This window comes from Shewanella sp. MSW (assembly GCF_007636515.1).
GTDB lineage: Bacteria > Pseudomonadota > Gammaproteobacteria > Enterobacterales > Shewanellaceae > Shewanella > Shewanella indica.
Map to the genome: position 1 here is coordinate 30,361 of NZ_LVDR01000009.1, position 22,353 is coordinate 52,713.

A 22,353-nucleotide genomic window follows, 5' to 3' on the forward strand; every position below is an offset into this window, starting at 1 on the left:
ACAGTCCCTCTTTAGGCTTTACGCCAAAGCGCATAGTTGATGAATACCAAAGTCAGCAGCAGCAGGGCTGCGCCGCCGTTATGGGCAACCGCCACCGGCAGCGGCAGATGCAGCAATACGTTGGCCAGGCCCAATGACAGCTGTAATCCCAGCACCAAGGTGAGTACCAGAGCCGAGCGTTTCAGCATGCTCGAGTCGGCTCTGCGCCAGAGCATCAATGCCAGGGTGAGTACCACTATCGCGGTCAGCAGGGCACCTATTCGGTGGGCAATATGTATGGTCATCCGGTTGTGATAATCCAATACGCCGAACTCAAAGCTGGGATGCTGCCCCTGAAAAGGAGAGAAGGCATCTGCCAGACGTAGGTTGCTGCTCCAGTCACCTTCGCAGATAGGCAACTCTGTGCAGGCCAGGGCGGCGTAGTTGGAGGAGGTCCAGCCGCCGAGCATAATTTGCAGTACCACAATGGCCAGCGCCACCATGGCCAAAGGCGCCAAGGTGCGGGCTTGGGGATCGCCATCCGGGATTGGCAGAGGCCTGAGCCTGAGATACAGCAGCAACAGCAGCGAAAACAGGGTGAATCCCCCGAGCAGGTGAGACATGACCACGACGGGCATCAGTTTCATGGTCACAGTCCACATTCCCAGCAGCGCCTGAAATACTATCAGTGCGGCGATCAGTCCCGGTAGCTTCTTCGGGGTTGCGCTGCCACGCCAACTCTGGATCAAAATAAGTAATACCAGAATCCCCAGCGAGCCGGCCACATATCTGTGGATCATCTCCAGCCAGGCTTTCTTGGGTTCGATTTCTTGTCCCGGAAAGTGGCGTTCGACATGAGCCAACTCATGGGCCTGGGAAGGCACTTTGATATGGCCATAGCAACCGGGCCAGTCGGGGCAGCCAAGGCCGGCATCCGACAGCCGGGTGTAGGCGCCCAACAGGATGACCGTCAGAGTGCAGATCAGGGTCATCTTCAGTAGCAAGTTCAGTTTCATCAGCCCACCCTCGAGAGTTTCAACAGCTTGCGCAGGTCGCTGACCAAGGCCTTGCCCTGCAAGAGTTGGCCCTGGTGACCCACTATCACAGGATAGGCCAACACCCAAGCGCCCAGAGGATCGACTATCACCAACATCTGCTGCTGTAATGGATTCTCGGCGGTCAGAGGTTTATCCAGAGTGACTCGATGAAAGTCCTTGTTTAGCGGAGCTTCCGTGTCGCTTTCCCGGTTGATGAAAATCAGGGTGTCGACCCTGTCCATCTCGGCGCCCAGCGCCGTATGGCTCTGCTGTAATATGTAGAGTCGTTCCTGGCACAGTTCATCGCAGTTGGCCGGTATCAGGTATAGGACTTGCCAACGGCCGGGAAGCGGGTTGTCTAGCCCAAGTTGTTGATAACCCAGATTAGCCGGCAGCAACTGGCCCTTATTGGTGGCTCCGCCTTGATACAGCTCGAAGCTCAGTACCAGTTTTGCCAGTATCACAGGCAGGGCAAAGGCCAGCAGTAGTATCAAGAGTGGTCTTTGGGTTCGGGAGTTCATCCTGGCTCCTCTTGCTGTAATTGGGCGTTCTGAATTCAGCTCGCCCTATGGTTAGTGTCGATTCAGTTTCCAGCGCCACCAGACATGCAGTAATAACAGGGCGGCAGCCATGGAAAACCACTGCAGGGCATAACCCAGGTGTTTTTCAGCCGGCATGGGCAATGGCTGCCAGGGTCTTGGCAAGTCCACACCTTCCAGCTGAACCGGCTGCAACACGGCCGGGATCAGTTTGTGCCCAAGCAAGTGCTCGAGCTGCGGCCAGTTGAGATTTTGTATTCGCTTGGGCCAACCGGCTTCGGCCAAGAGCTCCTGGCTCAGTGGATTACTGCCCTTTTGCCACAATCGGCCTTCGAGGGTGAGGCGTGGCGGTAATGGCAATATCTCTGGCAGTTCACTGCGTTTTTCTGCGGCTGGGATAAACCCCAGCTCCAGCAATAGCCAGGGTTGCTCCGGCTCAACTTGCAAAGGTTGCAGCAACAGGTAGCCCACGCGTCCCTGATACACCTGGTTGTCCAGCAGCAATTGCTTACCGCTCAATACATTGGCGCTCAGCTGCAGTTTCTGCCCTGTGAGTCGGGTGTCTGGGTCTCGCCTCAGCAGAGCTGAAAAGCTGCTTGGCCCCGCATCCGCTCTGGCGGCAATCTCCTGGGCCAATAGTTGCTTTTCTTCAGCGCGCTGCAGTTGCCAGAATCCCAGCTTGACCATGAGTAGAAACAGCCCCAAAGTAAATAACAGTGCAAGGTAACGCCCCCAAGGGATGGGAGAGTGAATGTCAGTCAGTTTTTTCTTTAAAGTCATATTGGTACTGCTACTGCTGTTCATCATTTTCAACCTTGGTCGCGCCCTGTGGATCATGGTGCGCGGCGATTCATCTGTTCCCATGAGCCGTTTTCTTGGCCGCCGGGTGCTGTTTTCGGCGTTGGTGGTTCTTTTGTTGCTGCTGGCATTGGCGCTGGGGATTATTTCCCCTAATCCCCGGCCTTACTAAAGCACATACACAAAAACAAACAGGCATAGCCACACCACATCGACAAAGTGCCAATACCAACTGCCGGCCTGAAAGGCAAAGTGACGCTCAGCGCTGAAGTGCCCCTTTAAAACCCTGAAAAACAGCACCAACAGGAACAGCGTGCCCAGAGTCACATGCATACCGTGGAAACCTGTCAGCAGGAAGAAGGTGTTGCCATAAACGCCGGACTGCAGCGTCAGCCCCAGCTCAGTGTAGGCATGGACATATTCCTCTCCCTGCAAGATTAAAAACGCCAGTCCCAGCAAGATGGTGACTCCAAGCCAGAGGGTTAAGGCGGTGCGTTTGCCTTTCTCTAACCCCAGGTGGGCAAAGTGCAGGGTAATAGAGGAGGTAAGCAGAATAATGGTGTTGAAAAGGGGTAAACCATTCCAACCCATGGCTTGGGTTTCAGTGCCGTCCGGGGTTTTCAGTAAGGGCCAGCCTGCGCTGAATCCAGGCCAGAGCACTTCGTTGGTCATGGCATTGTTGGATGCACCACCCAACCAAGGCACTGCCACCATACGGGCATAGAAGAGGGCGCCGAAAAAGGCCGCAAAGAACATCACCTCAGAGAAGATGAACCAACTCATTCCCTGCCGAAATGACCTGTCCATCTGTGGCGAATAGAGGCCACTCATGGATTCATGGATCACGTTTCTGAACCAGCCAATCAGCATGAACAGAATGACGGCAATTCCTGTCAGCAGTACGTAGCTGCCGTGGCCACCGTCAGACTTGAGCTGGGATACATAAGTACCGGCACCATAGGCGATAAGGAAAAGCCCCAATGCGCCGACAATCGGCCAGGCGCTTTGAGCCGGAACATAATAGTGTTCATGTTTACTGGTCATTTCGCTGCTCCTTGCTCCAGGGCATCGGATATCTGTCTATCCGTGATGTCATAGAGGGTGTAAGAGAGGGTCAGAGTGCTGATGGAGTCCGGCAGGTCCGGATCCACGTAAAACACCAGTGGCAACTCGGCACTGGCATCGGCAGCCAGCGGCTGCTGATTGAAACAGAAGCACTCGGTTTTATTGAAGTAGGCGGCGCCTTGTCCCGGTGAAACGGAAGGGATCGCCTGACCTATCTTGTATTGGTGTGACAGGTTGCGGGCCAGAAAGCGGGTATGGGTCAACTGGCCGGGATGCACCTTGATACGGGTCACTTCCGGCTTGAACTCCCACGGCATTCCCTTGGCCACCTGAGAGATAAACTCCACAGTGACCAAGCGGCTGTTATCCACTTGGGCACTATAAGTGGCGGCGCTGGTGTTGGTCTTGCCATTGATCCCCAACTGCTGACAAAGCACGTCATAGAGCGGCACCAGGGCAAAGCCGAAGCCGAACATGGCTACGGCGCCAAGTAGCAGCAGGCGTACCAGTTTACGGTTGTCGGGGCGGGAGTCTGCCATATCACTTAATCTCCGGCGGAGTGCTGAAGGTGTGATAAGGCGCCGGACTTGGGAGTGTCCACTCAAGTCCTTGGGCACCTTCCCAAGGTTTGGCCGGAGCCTGGGTGCCGCCGCGAATACACTTGATCACCAGTACCAGAAATATCAGCTGTGACAGGCCAAAGGCAAAACCGCCTATGGAGACAATCTGATTGACATCGGCAAACTGCACCGAGTAGTCGGGGATGCGTCTGGGCATACCGGCCAGCCCGAGGAAATGCATCGGGAAGAACAACACATTGACCGAAATGACCGAGCACCAGAAATGCCACTTGGCCAAGGTCTCGCTGTACATATGCCCGGTCCACTTGGGTAGCCAGTAATAGGCGGCGGCCATGATGGAGAAGATGGCGCCGGTGACCAGCACATAATGGAAATGGGCAACCACAAAGTAAGTGTCATGGTATTGGAAGTCGGCTGGGGTGATTGCCAACATCAGGCCGGAGAAGCCGCCTATGGTGAAGAGAATAATAAAGGCACAGGCGAACATCATAGGGGCTTCAAAGCTGATGGATCCCCGCCACATGGTGGCAACCCAGTTGAATACCTTGACCCCGGTTGGCACGGCAATCAGCATGGTGCAGTACATAAAGAAGAGTTCGGCAAAGACAGGCATACCTGTGGTGAACATGTGATGTGCCCACACCAGGAAGGAGAGGATCGCGATGCTGGCGGTGGCGTAGACCATTGAGGCGTAGCCAAACAAAGGTTTGCGACTGAATGCCGGAATGATGGCCGAGATGATGCCGAATGACGGCAAGATCATTATGTACACCTCGGGGTGGCCGAAGAACCAGAAAATATGCTGGAACATCACAGGATCTCCACCGCCGGCGGCATCGAAGAAGCTGGTGCCGAAGAATTTGTCTGTGAGTACCATGGTCACGGCCCCGGCCAATACCGGCATGACGGCTATCAGCAGGAAGGCGGTGATAAGCCAGGTCCAGACGAACAGGGGCAGCTTCATCCAGTTCATGCCAGGTGCGCGCAGATTCACTATGGTGACTATCACGTTGATCGCCCCCATGATTGAGCTTATCCCCATGATATGTATTGAAAAAACAAACAAGGCTGTGCTGTCTGCGCTATAAGTTGTCGACAATGGCGCATAGAAGGTCCAGCCAAAATTGGGGCCGCCGCCTTCCATAAACAATGAGCTAAGCAGGATTAAGAAGGCGAAGGGTAAAATCCAAAAGCTCCAGTTATTCATCCTCGGCAGCGCCATATCCGGCGCACCTATCATCATGGGGATCAACCAGTTGGCCAGGCCGGTAAAGGCCGGCATCACGGCACCAAAAACCATGATAAGACCGTGTACTGTGGTCATTTGGTTAAAGAAATTGGGCTCGACCAGTTGCAAACCGGGCTGGAATAATTCAGCACGGAGCACCATGGCCATGGCGCCCCCGATTAGGAACATGATGAAGCTGAACCAGAGATAGAGTGTGCCTATATCTTTATGGTTGGTGGTCAGCAACCAGCGCATGATCCCCTTGGGGGCGTGATGATGCTGGTGTTCCTGTTCAGTGACTTCCTGAACACCGGCTTTCGCATCTTGACTGAATGAGTTCATCTTCTTCCCCTACTGCCCGTGGTTATTGACGTCGGCGGCTTGCACTGTGTCGCCTGTGTTATTGCCCCAGGCATTGCGCTCATAGGTCACCACAGCGGCCAGTTCCTTGGCGGTAATCTGTTTGCCGAAGGCTTGCATGGCGGTGCCTGTCTTGCCATGGATCACTATGTCCAGATGGGCTGTTATTGGGCCTATGGCAATAGCACTGCCCTTGAGCGCCGGGAACACCCCTTGAAGTCCGGCGCCGTTTGGCTGATGACAGGCGGCGCAGCGCGCCATATAGATCTGTTCGCCAAGCGCCATGGCTTCATCATGGCTCATGGTCTCACTGAGGGCCGCCTGAGCTTCTTCGGCGGCTGTAGCCGCGGCTTGTTTCTGCTTTGCCATCCAGGCGTCGAACTCATCTTCTGCCAGTACCTGCACCACAATCGGCATAAAGCCGTGGTCTTTACCGCAAAGCTCGGCACATTGGCCGCGGTAGATCCCCGGCTTGTCCACCCGGGTCCAGGCTTCGTTGATAAAACCGGGATTGGCGTCTTTTTTGACGGCAAAGGCGGGCACCCACCAGGAGTGGATCACATCATCTGAGGTCATCAGGAATCGGACTTTACGATTGATGGGCAATACCAACGGCTTGTCGACTTCAAGCAGGTAGTGCTCGCCCTTGGCTTCCTGGCCTTCTATCTGGGACCTCGGCGTTGCCAATATGCTGAAGAAGTCGATGTCTTCGCCGAAATAGCTGTAGTGCCATTTCCATTGCGAGCCGGTGATCTTGACCGTCAGGTCGGCATCACTGGGATCCTCCATGGCAATCAGCGTCTTGGTTGCGGGGATTGCCATCAGGATAAGGATTAAGAAGGGGATAAGCGTCCAGGCAATTTCTACCTTGGTACTTTCATGGAATTGGGACGCGACTGCCCCTTTGGATTTTCTATGGTTGATCATGGCGTAGATCATCACGCCGAATACGACCAAACCTATGGCGCAGCAGATATAAAGAATGATCATGTGCAGGTGATACACCTTGCCACTGATCTCAGTTACCCCTTGAGTCATATTCAAGGGCATATCTGCCTGAGCACCTGGAGACAACAAGCTGACGCACAACAAGGTCAGCAAAACACACAGCCATTGCTTCACAAGACATCTCCTCTGTCAATTGCATTCGCAACTACAAAGAAGAGTCACACAGTAAGTCTTTGCTCTATGCAAACTCTTCAGTTCCCAAAAAAGCAACGATGACTTCAAAGTGCGGCGGCGGTTTCACTTAGATCTAGGTATACAGGTGGTAACCACTGTTGCACTTACCGCTGAATATACTCAGCATTTCCGGCGACGGCCTTACTCGCTATAAAGCGAAATGGGACGTTCAACCTACGACGAATTGCATGGAGATAACACAATCGTTGTTCTTACATTACTTGTAGATTAAATATTGATCAAGATCACGATATTTTCTAACTGTATGAAAGAAAAGCGTCTGTTAATCTAGAGGTGAATTCTGCGTGAGGGGCTGACCAGCGCGGCTTTGCGTCGATTTACAAGGAAAGGTATTGCACCCAAAAGGCACAGAATAAAGGCCATCCCAGGAATGGCCTTTATTCATACAATTAATGGATGGAGCGGGTAAGTTCGTTGAGGCGGTTATCCATCTCTTTCGCCTGCCGTCCTGTTTCCAGCACTATTCCCATGGCTCTGGCGTTACGGGCAACCAGCTGCAATCGACGGTTATCACGGGCATCCAGGCTGTTTATCCAACTGATCACTGCACTGGAGGTGCCGTTGGTCAAGGCTCTTTCCGTTGCCCACAGGGCTTCGATTTCATCCTTGGTGCGCACCAAGAGAACTCTATCCATTCTGACACCGGCCCTTGCTAAGGTTTCCTTGTAACCTATGTTGGCAGGGGCGTTAATCAAGACTATCCAGCGTCCCTGTTGACTCAATTGCGCCAATTGAGGGCAGAGGCGTAATAATTCCTGACGTCCCTGGCTATGGCTGGCCAAGCTGGAGATGCCGGTATGTTGCCAAGGCTGATTGCCGGCAATACTGGTGTCTGTCCACAGGCCTGGGTGTCTTGGGGCGTTGCCCGTCATTATGCTCATAGCCAGTCTCCATTGCGTATTATGCCTACCGCCAGTCCTTCAATGGTCAATGGCTGGAAAGTCAGGTCGACTTTGATTGGGGAGTAAGCCTCGTTCTCGGCATGTAGATAAACCACATTACCTTTCTTTTCAAAACGCTTCACTGTTACATCGTCTTCAACCCTGGCCACCACGACTTGACCGTTACGGGCTTCTTGTACCTTGTGAACCGCCAGGAGATCACCTTCGAGAATGCCTATGTTCTTCATGCTGTCGCCGCGTACCCGCAGTAGGAAGTCGGCGCAGGGATGGAACATGCCAGGGTCGACCTGGTAATACTGCTCAACATGCTCCTGTGCCAGTATGGGTTCCCCGGCAGCGACCTGGCCTATTAAGGGCAGACCTGCTTCTGACTCCGCTTGTTCATCATGTGACAAGCGAATACCACGAGAGGTGCCTGGCATGATCTCAATACAGCCTTTCTTTGCCAGTGCCTTGAGGTGTTCCTCTGCGGCATTGGCACTCTTGAAGCCTAACCGGGTAGCAATTTCAGCCCGGGTTGGCGGCATGCCGGTGTCGGCTATATTGCGTTTAATCAATTCCAGAATCTGTGCCTGGCGCGGTGTCAGTGGTCTCATGGTGATTCCTGTTTTTTCATACAGTACCTGTCAGTATATACAGTATTTTGATCAGCGCAAGTATTAACCAAAATTGAAACGTTTAGGGGAGGGTAAATGTTTTAACCTGTGGCAGATTTGGACAGTCAGGCTTACGAATTATGTGGAGTTCAAGGAATTTGCCAGAGGAGCTGCCGGGACCGGTTCGCACCTTCCCTAGCTAAGATTCAGGAAGTTCTGGTATTCTATTGGGTTATTGATTGTGGCTCAGACACTGAAAAACATGTCCAAACAAGATTCATTCTGGTTTAAATCACTTCGCTGGCTCCAAAGCAAGCTGGTGCATACCACTGTGGTGCCTCAGGATCCTTTCGCTGATTTGAACCTGGATCTCGCCAAGCCGATGGCCTACGTGATGAAGACGGAGTCTGTCAGTGATATCGCGGCGTTGGCGGAAGTCACCCGTAAATTTGGTTTGCCTTGCCCTTATGAGACGCTCAAGGTTGATGATATTACCGTTCCCAGAGTCGTCTGCCTGGAAGGTGCAAAGCCCCTGTTCGGCAAGCGCAAGGGCAATAAACCTTTTCTCAGCTGTTTCACCTCTTTGCTTCATTTGCATCAGACCAATCCTGAATTGGATATTCAATTGGTGCCAGTGAGTCTCTATTGGGGCCGAACTCCGGGTAAGGAAGATGACAGCATGCGCGCCGCCGTATTTGAGCGGGAAAACCCCACTTGGTTGCGCAAGTTTCTAATGATCCTGTTCCTGGGGCGAGACAACTTTGTGCAGTTTTCCAATGCGGTCTCGCTGCGGCTGATGGCCGATGAACATGGAACCGATAAAGCTATTGCCCATAAGTTGGCGCGAGTGGCCAGGGTACATTTCCGCCGTCAGCGTAAGGTGATGACCGGGCCATTACTGCCCAACCGTCAAGCGCTGTTTAATGAACTGTTGCGTTCGGAAACCCTTAAAAAGGCTATCAAAGAGGAAGCCGCAGCCAAGAAGATCCCCGAGGCCAGGGCCAGGGAAATGGCGGAGGAATATCTCGATGAGATTGCTGCCCACTATTCAGACAGCCTGGTGCGTATTGCCCAGCGGATCCTCACCTGGTTATGGAACAAGCTCTACAAGGGGATCAACATCAAGGGCGCCGAGCAGATACGCCAGCTGCATCATGATGGACATGAGATAGTTTATGTACCTTGCCATCGCAGTCATATGGATTATTTGCTGCTCTCCTATATTCTCTATTTTCAGGGTATGGTTCCGCCTCATATCGCCGCTGGTATCAACCTGAACTTCTGGCCTGCCGGGCCTATATTCCGCCGTGGTGGTGCCTTCTTTATCCGCCGCAGTTTCAACGGTAATAAACTCTATACTGCAGTGTTCCGTGAGTATCTGGATCAGCTGTTTGCCAAAGGCTATTCGGTTGAGTACTTCACCGAAGGTGGCCGCTCCCGTACCGGGCGGTTGTTGTCGCCCAAGACTGGGATGCTGGCGATGACGGTCAACTCTGTGTTGCGGGGTATTGAGCGACCAGTGACTTTGGTGCCTGTGTACCTGGGCTATGACCACGTTATGGAAGTGGCCACTTATCACAAAGAACTCAGCGGCAAGAAGAAGCAAAAAGAATCTGTCTGGCAAGTGGTTGGCGCCTTGCGTAAGTTGGGTAATTTTGGTCAGGGTTATGTAAACTTTGGTGAGCCCGTGACGCTGCAGAATTTCCTCAGTGAGGCGGCACCTAACTGGCGCGAAGAGGTGGCAGCCGATCCCGAGCAGAAACCCAGCTGGTTGACTCCGGCTGTCAATACTCTGGCCAATCGGGTCATGACTCATATCAACGATGCTGCTGCTGCCAGCGCAGTGACCCTCACCAGCTTGGTACTATTGTCCTCAGAGCAGAATGCGCTGGAACGAAACCAGTTGGAACGTCAGTTGGACTTGTATTTGGATCTGCTCAAGGAAGTGCCTTACACCCAGTACATCTCGGTGGCCGAAGGTGACGGTAAGCAATTGCTGCAACAAGGTCTGGAGCTGAATAAGTTTACGGTTCAGGAAGATGAACTGGGCGATATCATCTCAATCGACGAGTCGATTGCGGTAACCATGACTTACTATCGCAACAACATCATTCACCTATTTATGGTGCCTTCTTTGCTGGCCAGCTGCCTGGTGCGTCAAGAGCAGTGCTGCCGATCTCGGATGCAAGCGGTGCTTGAGGATTTCTATCCTTTGCTGCAGGCCGAGCTGTTTATGGGTAAGGCCGATGTCAGAGCCTATGCCGATCAACTGCTGGATCGTTTCATTGCCAAAGGTTTGGTGGCCGAAGAAGTCAATGGCTTCCGAGTGCTGGAAGCCAGGATCAATCCGCTGGCGTTGCTGGCCGAAACCATGAGCGAAACCCTTCAACGTTACGCCATCATCTTTAACTTGCTGGCCGCGCACCCGGGTATTGAGCGTGGCGATTTGGAGCGCGAAAGCCACAAGTTGGCCAGTCGTCTTGGCGCGCTGCATGGGATTACTGCCCCTGAATTTTACGACAAGAAACTCTACGGCATCTTGAGTATCAAGCTCAAAGAGCTTGGGTATCTCACCAAGGAAGATACCCGCCATGATATAGAGCGAACCCGGGATTATGCCAACCAGCTACTGCGTCCTCAGGTCAAGCAAACCATAGTTGACAGCGTCGCCGCCGAACAGGAGGCCTGATGGCCAATCATATGAATGCGGCGCCTGCCAAGGCGTCTTTGCTGGGCGGCGCCATGATCATCGCCGGGACCACAGTCGGTGCCGGCATGTTTTCGCTGCCGGTAGAAGGTGCCGGCATGTGGTTTGGCTACTCTGTGCTTATGCTGCTGGGGGTGTGGTTTTGCATGTTCATGTCCGGGCTACTGCTGCTGGAAACCAATCTCCATTTTGAGCCCGGCGCCAGCTTTGACACCCTCACCAAGGAAACTTTGGGGCAATTCTGGCGGGTGCTTAACGGCGCTTCGATAACCTTCGTGCTCTATATCCTTACTTACGCCTATATCAGTGGCGGCGGCTCCATAGTCAATCACAGCCTGGAAGGGATGGATATCAGCCTGCCGCAGAGCTTTGCCGCCCTGGTGTTTGCCCTGGTGCTGGCACTGGTGGTGCTGATAAGTACCAAGGCCGTGGATCGGATCACCACTATAATGCTGGGCGGGATGATTATCAGCTTCTTTCTGGCGATAGGCAATCTGCTGATCGGCATAGACACCAGCAAGTTGTTACTACCTGATGGCGAGAACTCTTATGGCTCATATCTGTGGGCGGCCATTCCTTTCGGGCTGGCGAGTTTTGGCTATCATGGCAATGTGCCGTCGCTGGTGAAATACTACGGCAAGCAACCGGGCACTATTATCAAGGCGATTTTTTTAGGTACCTTTATCGCCTTGGCTATCTACCTGTGTTGGTTGGTGGCGACCATGGGTAATATTTCCCGCGGCGAATTCGGCGCTATTATTGCTCAGGGCGGCAATATGGGCGTATTGGTTGGCGCCTTGTCCAAGGTGATGGATAACTCGCTGCTCAACACCATGCTCACTCTGTTTGCCAATCTGGCGGTAGCCTCTTCATTTCTTGGGGTGACCTTGGGCTTGTTTGACTATTTGGCAGATCTGTTTGGTTTTGACGACAGTCGCTGTGGCAGGGCCAAGACCGCCTTGGTGACTTTCCTGCCTCCGACTTTATTGGGTATGTTGTTTCCCGATGGCTTCCTGGTCGCTATCGGCTTTGCTGCCCTGGCGGCTACAGTTTGGGCCGTCATAGTGCCGGCCTTGATGGCTTGGCGTTCAAGACAACAATTTGCCGATAGCCAGGGCTTTCGTGTGCCGGGCGGTACACCTTTGATAGCCATAGTGGTGCTGTTTGGATTACTGACGGCTGCCTGCCATTTGTTGGCCATGGCTGGTATACTGCCTAAGTATTCCTGAAGCGAGAAGCTGCTCTCTTTTTCAAAGGAATGAAAGAGCGGCTTCTTGACAAGACTATAAAAGTCAGTAATTTATATCGTCCATGCCGAGTGTTTTGTGCGGGTGTAGTTCAATGGTAGAACGGCAGCTTCCCAAGCTGCATACGTGGGTTCGATTCCCATCACCCGCTCCAATTAGTTTCGTCATAGTTGATACTTGCTCCCAGTAGCTCATGAATCAATATTCGTTTTTTGCACTGGGCTTTATCCGCAACCTATGACTATTTAAGTTACACAGGTGCCGGTCTCGTTTTTCTATCCGTAAAAGCCAATAAACTGAAAGGCAATATATTTCTCAAAGGGGATCGGGTCATTTTGGCCTTCTGAGTCTAAATAGCGCCCCTTTAGGAAGGGTGCCAAACTCTCTTGGGATTTGTCTGATAGTTATCCTGCTCTCGATAAGCCAGTATTACTTACGCATAAAGGGATTGTGTCCATTGCCCTGCATCCTTTTTATGTATGAGATTTTGCATCTCATTGTTCCGTCGTAGTCTGTTGTTTGGCACATTGTGCAGCATAGGGAAGCGTGACAAGGAAAGTTTGTGCTAACCAACAGGCTACGGCCTTTTTTCTTCTGTATATCGTCAAACCCTTATATTCTCAATTCGATATTGCCATCGTATATTTTCTATACAGTCTGGTATAATTTCTATTAGTGTTTAACGTAAATGGAACCGGCTTCATCAGCCTCCACTGCGCAACACAGAATTGGAAACCGGATAATGAAGATTACAGCATACAGACATGGCGAGCCCTGTTGGGTAGAACTGGGGACGCAGGACTGGAACAGTGCCAAGCACTTTTATTGTCGTCTCTTTGGTTGGCAAGCTGAAGATATCCCCATGCCGGAAGGCGCCTATACCATGTTGAAGCAGGCGCATGAAGATATAGGTGCCATTTATCAATTGCCTACTGAATTACAGCAGCAGGGGGTTCCCAGTCACTGGGCGGTTTACTTTGCGGTGGAGGATATTAACCACTGTATTGAGGCCATCAGCTCCGCCGGCGGTCAGCTTCTGATGGGCCCCCATGAGGTTGGCTGTGCCGGTAAGATGGCGCTATTTACCGATCCCGAAGGGGCCCATTTTTCGGTTTGGCAGGGTATCGAACATCCCGGTGCCGGGCGTAAGTGGGAAGCCAACACTCTATGCTGGGTTGAGCTCGCCTGTCGGCAACCTGAAGCGGCCAAGATCTTTTATCCCAAGGTGTTCAACTGGCAGATGCGTCGCAGTGAGAATGCTGTCGATTTTGAATATACAGAATGGTTTCTCAATAGCGACAGCTGTGATGAAGGCATTGGCGGTATGCTGCAAATGACCGAGCAGTGGGGTGACGTGCCGCCCCACTGGATGATTTATTTCAGTGTTGATGACTGTGATGTGATGGCTTGTCGGGCGGCCGAATTGGGCGGCAAGGTTTGTGTGCCACCTACAGATATCCCCAATGTGGGGCGTTTTGCGGTGATCAACGACCCGCAAGGGGCTGTTTTCAGTATTATTCGGCTGACCATGGCGCTCTAATTTCTCTCAGTTGGCCGCATCGATGCGGATTTGGCTACCACAGTTGCCGGGAGCAATTCTGGGTGCCTGTTGCAGCAGAGTCTTTAGGTCGCTGTCATCTATCTTTTCGGGAAGACTGAGCTGAATTTCGGTCAACATCCCCCGGTGACATTTAAGGCTCAGCTTGTGTTCGCTCGAAGGGCCAAAGCTTTGCTGAAACGCTTGTCTTAAAGAATCGGTCGCTATCTTGGCGCCGATGTTTTGTTGCAGTAGGTTGAGCAGAGGCGTTGCCTGGTTAACCTCTGTGGTCAGTTTGAGTGCCAATGAAAAGTAGGTTTCGGCATTTTCATCCCTGCAACTGCCGTGTTTCCACCATTCGTGCCGCTCCAGGCAACTGCCATAGGCGTGACTGGGCATCATCTGAGCCAGGCGCTCGGATACGGCTTCACTCAACTCAATGGCGGGATAAGCGCAGAAGTTATCGGGCTTGTGTTTGACCTTGCCGCAATAGCCATAGCTGATGCCGCAAGAGCGCTTATTGGGCCATAAGCCGTGCAAGCTGAAATGACTGGCATCGAAGCGGTCGGCGCTTTGGCAGCGACATTCGGGTTTGCTGGAACCTTTTGACTCACAAAAGGCGTTTTGCCATGACAGAGCCAGCAGATGGCTATCGTATTTATCGGCCAGGTTACAGGCGTTTTTGGTTTGAGGTTCAGCAGGCAGTGCGCCCGCTTGCAGCTGACCACAATCGGCGGCAATCCAGCGCAGAGGTGATTGTGTCGCCGAGGTCTTGACCCTGAACCAGGTGGGCGTGTCGTGACCGAGGCGCTCAACTATCTCCAGCCTTTGTCCGGGGTTGCTGTAAAGCTGCCCGGGATTAGTGCCCTTGTTCTTCGATTGAAACAGCGGGCAGGTCTTGTCTATCAGCAACTCACCGGAAAAGGGGGCTGCCATGATCCCGACAGGTAACAGCCACAGCAATAATATCAGTAAGCGGGTCATAAGGTTCCTCTTTGACGAAATTGTCATCATGCAGATTTTTGTTTTGCCATGTGACACTTTGTATCTGTATCGGTTTGAAGTGCAACTTATGTTAAATAGATGATCTTAAACTTTGGCTTCAAGGCTCAGAGCTGATGCACCATAGCCGGAATATCCGACTTTTTGGCCGCAGATAAATGGCGCCAATTTGTATCTTTGTGTTTGTTGAGCAAATGAAGCGCAATTGTTACTTGTCAATTAGTTGTGTAGCTTGGCAATGCAGCAGAATTTTACAGGAAAAAGTGAATGAAAGGATGTGTTGCCTCGGTAGTTATGGTGTTGTGTCTGGGAGCTTGTAGTAGTACTGATGAATCGCAGCAGGCTCAGGCAGATGTGGAGCGCAGTGATGGTTACCACTGTGAAAAAGTTACAGTGACAGGTTCGAGGATGCCGATAAGAAGATGTACCACTCAGGCACAAAGGGAGCAAGAGCGCTTAGAAGCGGAAGAGATGTTACGTAATGGAAGGGTGCTTTCTAAGGAGTGAGTAAGGATGCCAGTGGCTGGTGCCACTGGCATACAGGGATCAGGCTGCTTTGATTTGGCGACCTTCGGCATCACGGAAGCTACCGATGGCGATACGAACAAAGTCGATCAGAGTCCAAATACCCAGGCCACCCAGGGTCAGTAACATCAGCAGACCTGTACCGATTTTACCTGTGTAAAAACGGTGCACGCCGAAGCTGCCCAGGAAGAAGCACAGCAGTAGAGTAGGTACGAAACCCTTGTCGCTCAATTGCTCATTTTCGATTGTCATTGTTTGTCCTTAAGTTAACTTTTGTCCCGGGTAAGTGATCAGCCTACCCTGCCCATCTTTATAGCTTCCTACGAGTAACATGAAAGTGATTATCACTGTGTGGATAATATCGACCGCCAGTACAGCTATTCCGGTGAATACCAAGGTAGGATCATCTGTCGAAATCAGCGTAATACCTACTATTGCCAGACCGAGATCAAACAGGCCATGCAGAATACGCCCACAGTAAAAATGGTGTATGCCCAAGATGCCGAAAATGCCTGAAAGGCACACGGCTACGCCATAACTCTTATCGGATTTTTTGAGAGTCTGCACTTCCTTGTTCCTATGTTGAAAGCTGAGTCGTCCGGCCCGGCAGGCATCTCCCTGCACATCTTCGAGCCAAACGTGGGAAGTCTACCTTTTTCCTGGGATTTTTTTCAATAACAAATTGTTAAATTGAGATTATTCTGACACATCTGTTTCAAACGCCTGGTATTGGATCACATTGATGTACCACTCTTTGATCCCGGATGGGGTTTGCACCTGGACTTCATCATCAACCTGTTTTCCTATGAGAGCCCGCGCCATGGGGGAGTCTATGGTGATATAACCTTTCTTGGTATCTATCTCGTCCTTGCCGACAATCCGGTAGCGCACCACAGTGCCCTGGTCATTTTCCAGTTCGACCCAAGCGCCGAAAAACACCTTTCCTTCCTGCTGCGGTGAGTAGTCGACTATTTTCAGCTCTTCCAGGCGTTTAACCAGATAGCGGATCCGGCGATCTATCTGCCGTAGTAAGCGTTTGTTGTAGGTGTAATCTGCGTTTTCGGAGCGGTCGCCTTGAGCCGCGGCCTCTTGTACCTTGAGGGTGATCTCGGGGCGGTATTCCTTCCACAAATATTTGAGTTCTTTGTCCAGGGCTTCCCAGCCCTTACGGGTAATCAAATGGGCTTTCATCGGTTTATTCGATCAACTTGCTGTTGGCGCCAGGCGCCGATGCCAATAGTGCTGAAGATTTACAGAACTCAGGCGTGCTTGCAAGTGCGCCTTTCTGCCAATGGGATAAACAGGATGCCTTTGCATGTCATTTTACGCAGGCGATGAGTGTCTGCCCCGGCTCAAAGCAGGCCTGCAGATGATCGCCCAGAGTCAATGGCAAGCCCTCAATGCTGTCGTTGTATACCGAAGCGTAGAGGCGGTCGTTGCCGCCGATATCCAGGGTAATTTCGCTGCGCTGGGGATCGCGTTTGATTTGCAATAATTGGCCTTTGAGGCGATTGCCACTGCTGAGGGGCTGCTGCAGCGAGTGGATACTGACGGCGGGAGCCTTGAACAGCAGCAATACCTTCTTGCCGATATGCAACCCCAGTTTGTCTGTGCTGGCATGGGTGATGGCGGCATCTATCTCCTGCCCACCGGCCAATTTGACCCTGACATTGTCATTGAGTGAATCATCCTTGAGCGCAATGACTTCACCGGCCAGTTGATTGCGGGCGCTGGTCTTGAGCGAGAAGTGGGCCATCAGATCTAGTAGGTTATCCATGGGAACGGCCGCATCCAACAGCGCCTTGAGCACCATGTCCTGCATTTGATCCATCAGTTCGTAGAGCTTCAGCAGACGCTCGCCAAACTCGGTCAACTTGGCGCCGCCACCGCCTTTACCACCCTTTTCACTGCTGACCACAGGCTGGGGAGCCTGCAGATTCATGTCGTTGACTGCATCCCAGGCCGCCTTGTAACTGATGCCCGCCTGTTTGGCCCCCTGGCTGATGGAGCCGGTAATGCGTATCTGCTTCAACAGTGCAATGCGCTTGGGATTGGCAAACAGTTTATCGGCATTGTTGAGAGTTAACAGGGCTTTGAGGTCCATGGCATATTCCTTATCAGTGTCGGGGTTATTCTCCCTTATTGCGCTGATAAAGACCACAGGGATCACTCACTGGCGCTCACAGGCTTGCTTATCGTTATATAACTATGTATATAACGTTGGCAGTATCTAAATAGTGCAATCATTTCACCAAGGAGTCGTTATGAAGTCCCTGTTCCGTCCTGCCCTGAGCTTGGCTCTGGGGTTATTGTTGGCCTTTAACGTCAGTGCCAAGGAAAAAGTCACCGTCTTTGCCGCCGCCTCACTCACCAATGCCATGAATGAACTGGGCGCCGAATATGACCGCAAGCATGACACTGAAACAGTGTTCTCTTTTGCGTCCTCTTCGACTCTGGCCCGGCAGATTGCCCAAGGTGCGCCCGCCGAGCTGTTTCTGTCGGCCAACCAGAAATGGATGGACTATCTCGATGAAAACAAGGCCATTGACAGTGATAGTCGGGTCACTCTGCTGCGTAACACGCTGGTGCTGATCGCGCCGAAAGGCAGTGCGCTGAACCAGGTTGAAATCTCGGCTTCCTGGGATCTCAAACAGGCATTGGGTAACAGCCGGATGGCGGTTGGCGATCCAGATCATGTGCCGGCCGGTCGCTATGCCAAGCAGGCGCTGGAAAACTTGGGTTTGTGGCAACAGGCCGAACCTCTGCTGGCCAGAGCCAATAGTGTTCGCGGTGCCTTGGCGTTGGTCGAACGCGGCGAGTCATCTCTGGGGATTGTCTATTCCACAGATGCCAAAGTGGCCCAAGGGGTAAAACAGCTGGCGGTATTCCCCCAAGAGACTCACAAGCCAATCAGCTATCCCATGGCGCTGGTGGGTAAAGAGCACAGCAAAGGCGCCGAAGGTTTCTATCAATTCCTGCAGTCTGACGCCGCCAAGGCGGTATTTGCCAAATACGGCTTCGGCGTAAACTGAGATCCTGACTTTGAGCTTGTTGACCGACTATGAAGTGGCCGCCTTGCTGCTCAGTCTCAAGGTGTCCACTGTGGCAGTGCTCTGTAGCCTGCCGCTTGGTATTTTGTGTGCCTGGGTGCTGGCGCGGCTGGAGTTCCCCGGCAAGTCTGTGCTCGATAGCCTGATCCACCTGCCACTGGTGTTGCCGCCTGTGGTCATAGGGTATTTATTGCTGGTCTCCATGGGCCGCAGCGGTTTTCTCGGTGGTTGGCTCTATGACACTTTTGGCTTCAGCTTTAGTTTCAGCTGGCGCGGCGCTGCACTGGCGGCCGCGGTGGTGTCATTCCCGTTAATGGTTCGTGCCATTCGTCAGGCGCTTGAAGGGGTGGATGTGCGTCTGGAGCAGGCGGCGCGTACCTTGGGCGCCGGCCGACTCAAGGTCTTCTTCACCATCAGCCTGCCGCTGACCGCGCCCGGCATAGTCTCGGGCATGGTGCTGGCCTTTGCCCGCAGCCTCGGGGAGTTCGGTTCCACCATTACTTTTGTCTCCAATATACCCGGTGAAACCCGCACTATTCCCTTGGCTATGTACTCCTTTATCGAGACCCCGGGCGCCGAGGCCGAGGCCGCCAGGCTGTGTGTGATTGCGATATTGATTTCACTGGCTTCGCTGATCGCTTCCCAATGGCTCAGCAAGCGGGCGCAACAGAGGACACTGGGACAATGCTGAAAATCACTATCAGGCAACAGCTGGGACAAACCCTGCTGGATGTGGACACAGAGTTACCTCTCTCCGGGGTCAGCGCCGTCTTTGGCCGCTCGGGCGCCGGCAAGACCTCGCTGATCAATATTCTCGGTGGTCTGGCAACCCCGGATGCCGGAGAGATCCGCTTGGGAGAGCGCTGGCTGTTTCATAAAGAAAAGAAGATCAATCTGCCACCTGAGCGTCGTAACGCCGGCTTTGTGTTTCAGGATGCCAGGTTGTTTCCCCACTATCGAGTGCGCGGCAATCTCAACTATGGCCGCAAGGATAAAGACAGCCGCGAGTTTGATACCGTGGTGCAACTGTTGGGGCTGGAGAAACTGCTCGACCGTTTTCCCTTCACCCTCTCCGGTGGGGAAAAACAGCGGGTCGCCATAGGCCGGGCCTTGCTGACCCGTCCAGAGATTCTGTTGATGGATGAGCCGCTGGCATCGCTGGACTTGCCGCGCAAGCGCGAGCTGTTGCCCTACCTACAGAGGCTCACCGCCGAACTTAAGCTGCCGATTATCTATGTCAGCCACAGTCTGGATGAGATTCTGCAACTGGCGGATCAGATGCTGGTGCTGGACAAGGGCAGCTGCGTCCTCAGTGGCCCGCTGGAGCAGGTGTGGGACAGTGACGAGCTGAGACCCTGGCTCAGTGCTCAGGAACAAAGCTCACTGTTGAGTGCCACAGTGGCCGAGAGTCATCCCGAGTATGCCATGACCCGTTTGCAACTCGCCGACGGTAACAGCCTGTGGGTCAATGAACTGTTACCCAAACAGGATAAGCCGATACGGGTGCGGGTTCACAGCAATCAGGTCTCTGTGTGCCTGCAGGTGCCGAGCGGCAGCAGTATTCGCAATATCCTGCCGGTAACTCTGGAGGAGGTGAGCAGGGTCGACAACCGCGACTATGTGCAGCTCAGGTTGAGGTTGGCGGGTATGCCACTGTGGGCCAATATTACCCGCTGGGCCCTTGAGGAGCTGGCGTTGCAGCCCGGAATGTCGCTCTATGCCCAGATTAAAGGGGTCAGCCTCACGGCCGCCGACTTGGCTCGTTCTCACTGAGGTACAACAGAAGATCAACTACTGTTACAAAGTCTCGGGTGATTTTTGGTATTAAAATGGCTAAATTTAAGATATTTAGCCATTTTTTTAGATACTATTGTGCAAGTTGCAGGCTTGGCACTCGAGGAATAGCCCATGGGACAAGAAACCTCCAAGATTCTGGTTGTCGATGATGATATGAGGCTGCGGGCCTTGCTGGAGCGCTATCTGATGGAACAAGGCTATCAGGTACGCAGCGCCGCCAATGCCGAGCAGATGGATCGCTTGCTGGAGCGGGAGAACTTTCACCTGCTGGTGCTCGACCTTATGTTGCCGGGAGAAGATGGCCTGTCCATCTGTCGCCGCCTGCGACAACAGGGCAACCCACTGCCGATAGTGATGCTGACCGCCAAGGGCGATGAAGTCGACCGCATCATAGGCCTGGAGCTCGGCGCCGATGATTATCTGCCAAAACCCTTCAACCCCAGAGAATTGCTGGCACGGATCAAGGCGGTAATGCGCCGTCAGGTGCAGGAGATCCCCGGCGCGCCTTCGCAGCAGGAAGAGATGGTCAGTTTCGGCGAGTTCAGCCTCAACCTGGCCACCCGTGAGATGTACCACAACGAAGAGTCCATCGCCCTCACCAGTGGTGAATTTGCCGTGCTCAAGGTGTTGGTTACCCATCCCAGGGAGCCTTTGTCCCGCGACAAGCTGATGAATCTGGCCCGTGGCCGCGATTATTCGGCGTTGGAGCGTTCCATCGACGTTCAGGTTTCCCGGCTTAGGCGGCTGATTGAAAAAGATCCCGCCAACCCGCGCTATATCCAAACGGTTTGGGGCCTGGGGTACGTGTTTGTGCCAGATGGTGCCGCCCGTAAATGAAGCTGCGCTGGTGGCAACGCCTGTTGCCCAGGAGTGCCTTCAGCCAAACAGTCATGCTGATAGGCTGCCTGCTGCTGATCAATCAGCTGGTCTCCTATTTGACTGTGACGGTTTATTTCATTAAGCCCAGCTACCAGCAGATCAACCAGCTTATCGCCCGCCAGATCAATCTGTTGTTTGTCGATGGGGTCGAGGTGGGCCGGGAACACCTCACCATAGTGGATGCCCTTAATGCCAAGGTGCGCGATGATGGCATGCATGTCTATAACCAGAAGCAGGCCAGGGAAGCCGGTATCGAGCGGGCGACCTACTATGGTTTCCTCTCAGCCCAGATGTCGGAATATCTCGGTGGCCCGGCCGAAGTGCGTATTGCCCAGAGCAATCTGCTGCAGATCTGGATCCGCCCACCTCAGGCTCCTTCCATCTGGATTAAGGTTCCCCTCAATGGTTGGAACGAAAATGTACTGTCGCCCCTTAACCTCTATCTGCTGGTGATAGGCGCCTTGAGTGTCGCCGGTGGTTGGTGGTTTGCCCGGCAACAGAACCGGCCGCTGCGGCGGCTGCAAAAGGCGGCTATCTCTGTCTCCAGAGGTAATTTCCCTGACCCGCTGCCGCTGACCGGTTCCAGTGAGCTCGTCGAAGTGACCAATGCCTTCAACCGTATGTCTCAGAGTATGAAACAGCTGGAGCAGGACAGAGCACTGCTGATGGCGGGGATTTCCCACGACCTGAGAACGCCCCTGACCCGAATTCGTTTGGCTTCCGAGATGATGGTGGACGACGATGCCTACCTGCAGGAGGGCATAGTCAAAGACATTGAAGACATGGATGCCATCATCAATCAGTTTATCGCCTATATTCGCCAGGATCAGGAGAGCATTCGCGAGCCGGAGCAGATCAACCGTTTAATCCGCGAAGTGGCCCAGGCCGAGAGCAACAGAGTCGGTGAGATAGAGCTGGTACTGGCCGAATGCCCCGAAGTGCCGATGCAGAGCCTGGCCATCAAGCGGGTGATCGGCAATTTGGTGGAAAACGCCTTCCGCTATGGCCGCGGCTGGATCCGTATCGCTTCCCAGGTGGAAAAACACCGCATAGGTTTCAGTGTGGAAGACAATGGCCCGGGTATTGCCGAGAGCCAGATCCCCAAGCTGTTTCAGCCCTTTACCCAAGGTGACAGCGCCCGCGGCAGCGTCGGCTCAGGGCTGGGACTGGCGATCATCAAACGCATCATAGACAGGCATCAAGGCAAGGTCATTCTCAGCAATCGCCCTCAGGGTGGGTTGCACGCTCAGGTGTGGTTGCCAAGGGACTAGCCATAGACGCTGTCTGTCATTCAACTGTCATGCTCCAGTCATAAACTGCG

The 22,353-nt window shown here is 53.2% G+C and carries 23 protein-coding genes, 1 tRNA gene and 1 pseudogene; 11 read left to right on the top strand and 14 right to left on the bottom strand.

Features of this window, described 5'->3' with window-relative positions; translation table 11 throughout:
* Nucleotides 1-11: 11 nt before the first annotated feature.
* From AYI96_RS11300 to AYI96_RS11310, 3 genes are read right to left on the bottom strand one after another with little or no spacing between them, the layout of a single operon-like run.
* Entirely contained in the window at nucleotides 12-995 is a 984-nt protein-coding gene (locus tag AYI96_RS11300) for a COX15/CtaA family protein (RefSeq protein ID WP_144361632.1), read from the bottom strand.
* Entirely contained in the window at nucleotides 995-1,537 is a 543-nt protein-coding gene (locus AYI96_RS11305; RefSeq protein WP_039035328.1) for a hypothetical protein, read from the bottom strand. The genes AYI96_RS11300 and AYI96_RS11305 overlap by 1 nt, the downstream gene beginning before the upstream one ends.
* A gap of 51 nt (nucleotides 1,538-1,588) precedes the next feature.
* Complete coding sequence (locus tag AYI96_RS11310; protein WP_144361633.1) at nucleotides 1,589-2,335, bottom strand: SURF1 family protein; 747 nt, start codon at nucleotides 2,333-2,335, stop codon at nucleotides 1,589-1,591.
* Between AYI96_RS11310 and AYI96_RS11315 the strand changes: the two genes are divergently transcribed.
* Nucleotides 2,307-2,525, top strand: coding sequence for a DUF2909 family protein (locus AYI96_RS11315; protein ID WP_025010819.1), 219 nt, complete (start codon nucleotides 2,307-2,309; stop codon nucleotides 2,523-2,525). The genes AYI96_RS11310 and AYI96_RS11315 overlap by 29 nt on opposite strands.
* On the opposite strand, the gene AYI96_RS11320 is transcribed toward AYI96_RS11315, so the two are convergent.
* The 6 genes and pseudogenes from AYI96_RS11320 to lexA form a co-directional block, all read right to left on the bottom strand.
* Complete coding sequence (locus tag AYI96_RS11320; RefSeq protein WP_144361634.1) at nucleotides 2,522-3,397, bottom strand: cytochrome c oxidase subunit 3; 876 nt, start codon at nucleotides 3,395-3,397, stop codon at nucleotides 2,522-2,524. The genes AYI96_RS11315 and AYI96_RS11320 overlap by 4 nt on opposite strands.
* Nucleotides 3,394-3,957, bottom strand: a complete 564-nt coding sequence (locus AYI96_RS11325; protein WP_028780846.1) for a cytochrome c oxidase assembly protein — start codon at nucleotides 3,955-3,957, stop codon at nucleotides 3,394-3,396. Before AYI96_RS11325 ends, AYI96_RS11320 begins: the two co-directional genes overlap by 4 nt.
* 1 nt (nucleotide 3,958) lies before the next feature.
* On the bottom strand, nucleotides 3,959-5,569 hold the full coding sequence (ctaD, locus tag AYI96_RS11330) for a cytochrome c oxidase subunit I (RefSeq protein WP_144361635.1): 1,611 nt from the start codon (nucleotides 5,567-5,569) through the stop codon (nucleotides 3,959-3,961).
* An 18-nt stretch (nucleotides 5,570-5,587) separates the two neighbouring features.
* Nucleotides 5,588-6,709, bottom strand: a pseudogene (gene coxB, locus AYI96_RS11335) (cytochrome c oxidase subunit II); the annotation flags it as partial.
* Between the two features lie 470 nt (nucleotides 6,710-7,179).
* Nucleotides 7,180-7,671 (bottom strand): cell division inhibitor SulA, encoded by a 492-nt coding sequence (locus tag AYI96_RS11340; RefSeq protein ID WP_052248213.1) that lies wholly within the window; start codon nucleotides 7,669-7,671, stop codon nucleotides 7,180-7,182.
* Complete coding sequence (gene lexA, locus AYI96_RS11345) at nucleotides 7,668-8,288, bottom strand: transcriptional repressor LexA (RefSeq protein ID WP_039035332.1); 621 nt, start codon at nucleotides 8,286-8,288, stop codon at nucleotides 7,668-7,670. Before lexA ends, AYI96_RS11340 begins: the two co-directional genes overlap by 4 nt.
* Before the next feature lie 262 nt (nucleotides 8,289-8,550).
* Between lexA and plsB the strand changes: the two genes are divergently transcribed.
* The 4 genes from plsB to AYI96_RS11365 all read left to right on the top strand — a co-directional run bounded on the left by plsB (nucleotide 8,551) and on the right by AYI96_RS11365 (nucleotide 13,782).
* Complete coding sequence (gene plsB / locus AYI96_RS11350) at nucleotides 8,551-10,977, top strand: glycerol-3-phosphate 1-O-acyltransferase PlsB (protein ID WP_144361636.1); 2,427 nt, start codon at nucleotides 8,551-8,553, stop codon at nucleotides 10,975-10,977.
* The gene (mtr, locus tag AYI96_RS11355) at nucleotides 10,977-12,224 is read left to right on the top strand and encodes a tryptophan permease (protein ID WP_039035333.1); all 1,248 of its coding nucleotides are present in this window, start codon (nucleotides 10,977-10,979) and stop codon (nucleotides 12,222-12,224) included. Before plsB ends, mtr begins: the two co-directional genes overlap by 1 nt.
* Nucleotides 12,225-12,322: 98 nt before the next feature.
* A tRNA-Gly gene (locus AYI96_RS11360) sits at nucleotides 12,323-12,396 on the top strand.
* 588 nt (nucleotides 12,397-12,984) lie between these two features.
* On the top strand, nucleotides 12,985-13,782 hold the full coding sequence (locus AYI96_RS11365; RefSeq protein ID WP_039035334.1) for a VOC family protein: 798 nt from the start codon (nucleotides 12,985-12,987) through the stop codon (nucleotides 13,780-13,782).
* A gap of 6 nt (nucleotides 13,783-13,788) precedes the next feature.
* On the opposite strand, the gene AYI96_RS11370 is transcribed toward AYI96_RS11365, so the two are convergent.
* Nucleotides 13,789-14,763 carry a ribonuclease T2 family protein gene (locus AYI96_RS11370; protein ID WP_186300056.1) on the bottom strand — a complete coding sequence of 325 codons (975 nt, stop codon included), beginning with the start codon at nucleotides 14,761-14,763 and terminating at the stop codon, nucleotides 13,789-13,791.
* A 285-nt stretch (nucleotides 14,764-15,048) separates the two neighbouring features.
* Between AYI96_RS11370 and AYI96_RS11375 the strand changes: the two genes are divergently transcribed.
* A complete protein-coding gene (locus AYI96_RS11375; protein WP_039035335.1) occupies nucleotides 15,049-15,288 on the top strand; it encodes a hypothetical protein in 240 nt (79 codons plus the stop codon).
* A 39-nt stretch (nucleotides 15,289-15,327) separates the two neighbouring features.
* On the opposite strand, the gene AYI96_RS11380 is transcribed toward AYI96_RS11375, so the two are convergent.
* The 4 genes from AYI96_RS11380 to AYI96_RS11395 form a co-directional block, all read right to left on the bottom strand.
* Nucleotides 15,328-15,558 carry a TM2 domain-containing protein gene (locus tag AYI96_RS11380; RefSeq protein ID WP_039035336.1) on the bottom strand — a complete coding sequence of 77 codons (231 nt, stop codon included), beginning with the start codon at nucleotides 15,556-15,558 and terminating at the stop codon, nucleotides 15,328-15,330.
* Nucleotides 15,559-15,567: 9 nt separating this feature from the next.
* Nucleotides 15,568-15,930 (bottom strand): NINE protein, encoded by a 363-nt coding sequence (locus AYI96_RS20705; protein WP_039035337.1) that lies wholly within the window; start codon nucleotides 15,928-15,930, stop codon nucleotides 15,568-15,570.
* 72 nt (nucleotides 15,931-16,002) lie between these two features.
* Nucleotides 16,003-16,497, bottom strand: a complete 495-nt coding sequence (greB, locus tag AYI96_RS11390; RefSeq protein WP_039035338.1) for a transcription elongation factor GreB — start codon at nucleotides 16,495-16,497, stop codon at nucleotides 16,003-16,005.
* A gap of 127 nt (nucleotides 16,498-16,624) precedes the next feature.
* Nucleotides 16,625-17,410, bottom strand: coding sequence for a TOBE domain-containing protein (locus tag AYI96_RS11395; RefSeq protein ID WP_144361638.1), 786 nt, complete (start codon nucleotides 17,408-17,410; stop codon nucleotides 16,625-16,627).
* A 160-nt stretch (nucleotides 17,411-17,570) separates the two neighbouring features.
* Here AYI96_RS11395 and modA point away from each other — a divergent pair, with 160 nt between their 5' ends.
* The 5 genes from modA to envZ all read left to right on the top strand — a co-directional run bounded on the left by modA (nucleotide 17,571) and on the right by envZ (nucleotide 22,303).
* Nucleotides 17,571-18,338 (top strand): molybdate ABC transporter substrate-binding protein, encoded by a 768-nt coding sequence (modA, locus tag AYI96_RS11400; RefSeq protein WP_039035340.1) that lies wholly within the window; start codon nucleotides 17,571-17,573, stop codon nucleotides 18,336-18,338.
* 16 nt (nucleotides 18,339-18,354) lie between these two features.
* Nucleotides 18,355-19,047, top strand: coding sequence for a molybdate ABC transporter permease subunit (gene modB / locus AYI96_RS11405; RefSeq protein WP_028780857.1), 693 nt, complete (start codon nucleotides 18,355-18,357; stop codon nucleotides 19,045-19,047).
* Nucleotides 19,041-20,129, top strand: a complete 1,089-nt coding sequence (gene modC, locus AYI96_RS11410) for a molybdenum ABC transporter ATP-binding protein ModC (RefSeq protein WP_039035341.1) — start codon at nucleotides 19,041-19,043, stop codon at nucleotides 20,127-20,129. The genes modB and modC overlap by 7 nt, the downstream gene beginning before the upstream one ends.
* 135 nt (nucleotides 20,130-20,264) lie before the next feature.
* On the top strand, nucleotides 20,265-20,990 hold the full coding sequence (ompR, locus tag AYI96_RS11415) for a two-component system response regulator OmpR (RefSeq protein WP_025010803.1): 726 nt from the start codon (nucleotides 20,265-20,267) through the stop codon (nucleotides 20,988-20,990).
* Nucleotides 20,987-22,303 (top strand): two-component system sensor histidine kinase EnvZ, encoded by a 1,317-nt coding sequence (gene envZ, locus AYI96_RS11420; protein WP_100143228.1) that lies wholly within the window; start codon nucleotides 20,987-20,989, stop codon nucleotides 22,301-22,303. Before ompR ends, envZ begins: the two co-directional genes overlap by 4 nt.
* Nucleotides 22,304-22,353: the final 50 nt, after the last annotated feature.

What these genes read in the sequence shown, in the direction of transcription:
- mtr (WP_039035333.1), top strand. Translation starts at nt 10,977, where the DNA reads ATGGCCAATCATATGAATGCGGCGCCTGCCAAGGCGTCTTTGCTGGGC.
- greB (WP_039035338.1), bottom strand. Translation starts at nt 16,497, where the DNA reads ATGAAAGCCCATTTGATTACCCGTAAGGGCTGGGAAGCCCTGGACAAA.
- modA (WP_039035340.1), top strand. Translation starts at nt 17,571, where the DNA reads ATGAAGTCCCTGTTCCGTCCTGCCCTGAGCTTGGCTCTGGGGTTATTG.
- AYI96_RS11380 (WP_039035336.1), bottom strand. Translation starts at nt 15,558, where the DNA reads ATGACAATCGAAAATGAGCAATTGAGCGACAAGGGTTTCGTACCTACT.
- ompR (WP_025010803.1), top strand. Translation starts at nt 20,265, where the DNA reads ATGGGACAAGAAACCTCCAAGATTCTGGTTGTCGATGATGATATGAGG.
- AYI96_RS11375 (WP_039035335.1), top strand. Translation starts at nt 15,049, where the DNA reads ATGAAAGGATGTGTTGCCTCGGTAGTTATGGTGTTGTGTCTGGGAGCT.
- modC (WP_039035341.1), top strand. Translation starts at nt 19,041, where the DNA reads ATGCTGAAAATCACTATCAGGCAACAGCTGGGACAAACCCTGCTGGAT.
- ctaD (WP_144361635.1), bottom strand. Translation starts at nt 5,569, where the DNA reads ATGAACTCATTCAGTCAAGATGCGAAAGCCGGTGTTCAGGAAGTCACT.
- AYI96_RS11310 (WP_144361633.1), bottom strand. Translation starts at nt 2,335, where the DNA reads ATGACTTTAAAGAAAAAACTGACTGACATTCACTCTCCCATCCCTTGG.
- lexA (WP_039035332.1), bottom strand. Translation starts at nt 8,288, where the DNA reads ATGAGACCACTGACACCGCGCCAGGCACAGATTCTGGAATTGATTAAA.
- AYI96_RS11370 (WP_186300056.1), bottom strand. Translation starts at nt 14,763, where the DNA reads ATGACCCGCTTACTGATATTATTGCTGTGGCTGTTACCTGTCGGGATC.
- envZ (WP_100143228.1), top strand. Translation starts at nt 20,987, where the DNA reads ATGAAGCTGCGCTGGTGGCAACGCCTGTTGCCCAGGAGTGCCTTCAGC.
- AYI96_RS11315 (WP_025010819.1), top strand. Translation starts at nt 2,307, where the DNA reads ATGTCAGTCAGTTTTTTCTTTAAAGTCATATTGGTACTGCTACTGCTG.
- AYI96_RS11340 (WP_052248213.1), bottom strand. Translation starts at nt 7,671, where the DNA reads ATGAGCATAATGACGGGCAACGCCCCAAGACACCCAGGCCTGTGGACA.
- AYI96_RS11300 (WP_144361632.1), bottom strand. Translation starts at nt 995, where the DNA reads ATGAAACTGAACTTGCTACTGAAGATGACCCTGATCTGCACTCTGACG.
- AYI96_RS11325 (WP_028780846.1), bottom strand. Translation starts at nt 3,957, where the DNA reads ATGGCAGACTCCCGCCCCGACAACCGTAAACTGGTACGCCTGCTGCTA.
- AYI96_RS11320 (WP_144361634.1), bottom strand. Translation starts at nt 3,397, where the DNA reads ATGACCAGTAAACATGAACACTATTATGTTCCGGCTCAAAGCGCCTGG.
- plsB (WP_144361636.1), top strand. Translation starts at nt 8,551, where the DNA reads ATGTCCAAACAAGATTCATTCTGGTTTAAATCACTTCGCTGGCTCCAA.
- AYI96_RS11395 (WP_144361638.1), bottom strand. Translation starts at nt 17,410, where the DNA reads ATGGACCTCAAAGCCCTGTTAACTCTCAACAATGCCGATAAACTGTTT.
- AYI96_RS11365 (WP_039035334.1), top strand. Translation starts at nt 12,985, where the DNA reads ATGAAGATTACAGCATACAGACATGGCGAGCCCTGTTGGGTAGAACTG.
- AYI96_RS11305 (WP_039035328.1), bottom strand. Translation starts at nt 1,537, where the DNA reads ATGAACTCCCGAACCCAAAGACCACTCTTGATACTACTGCTGGCCTTT.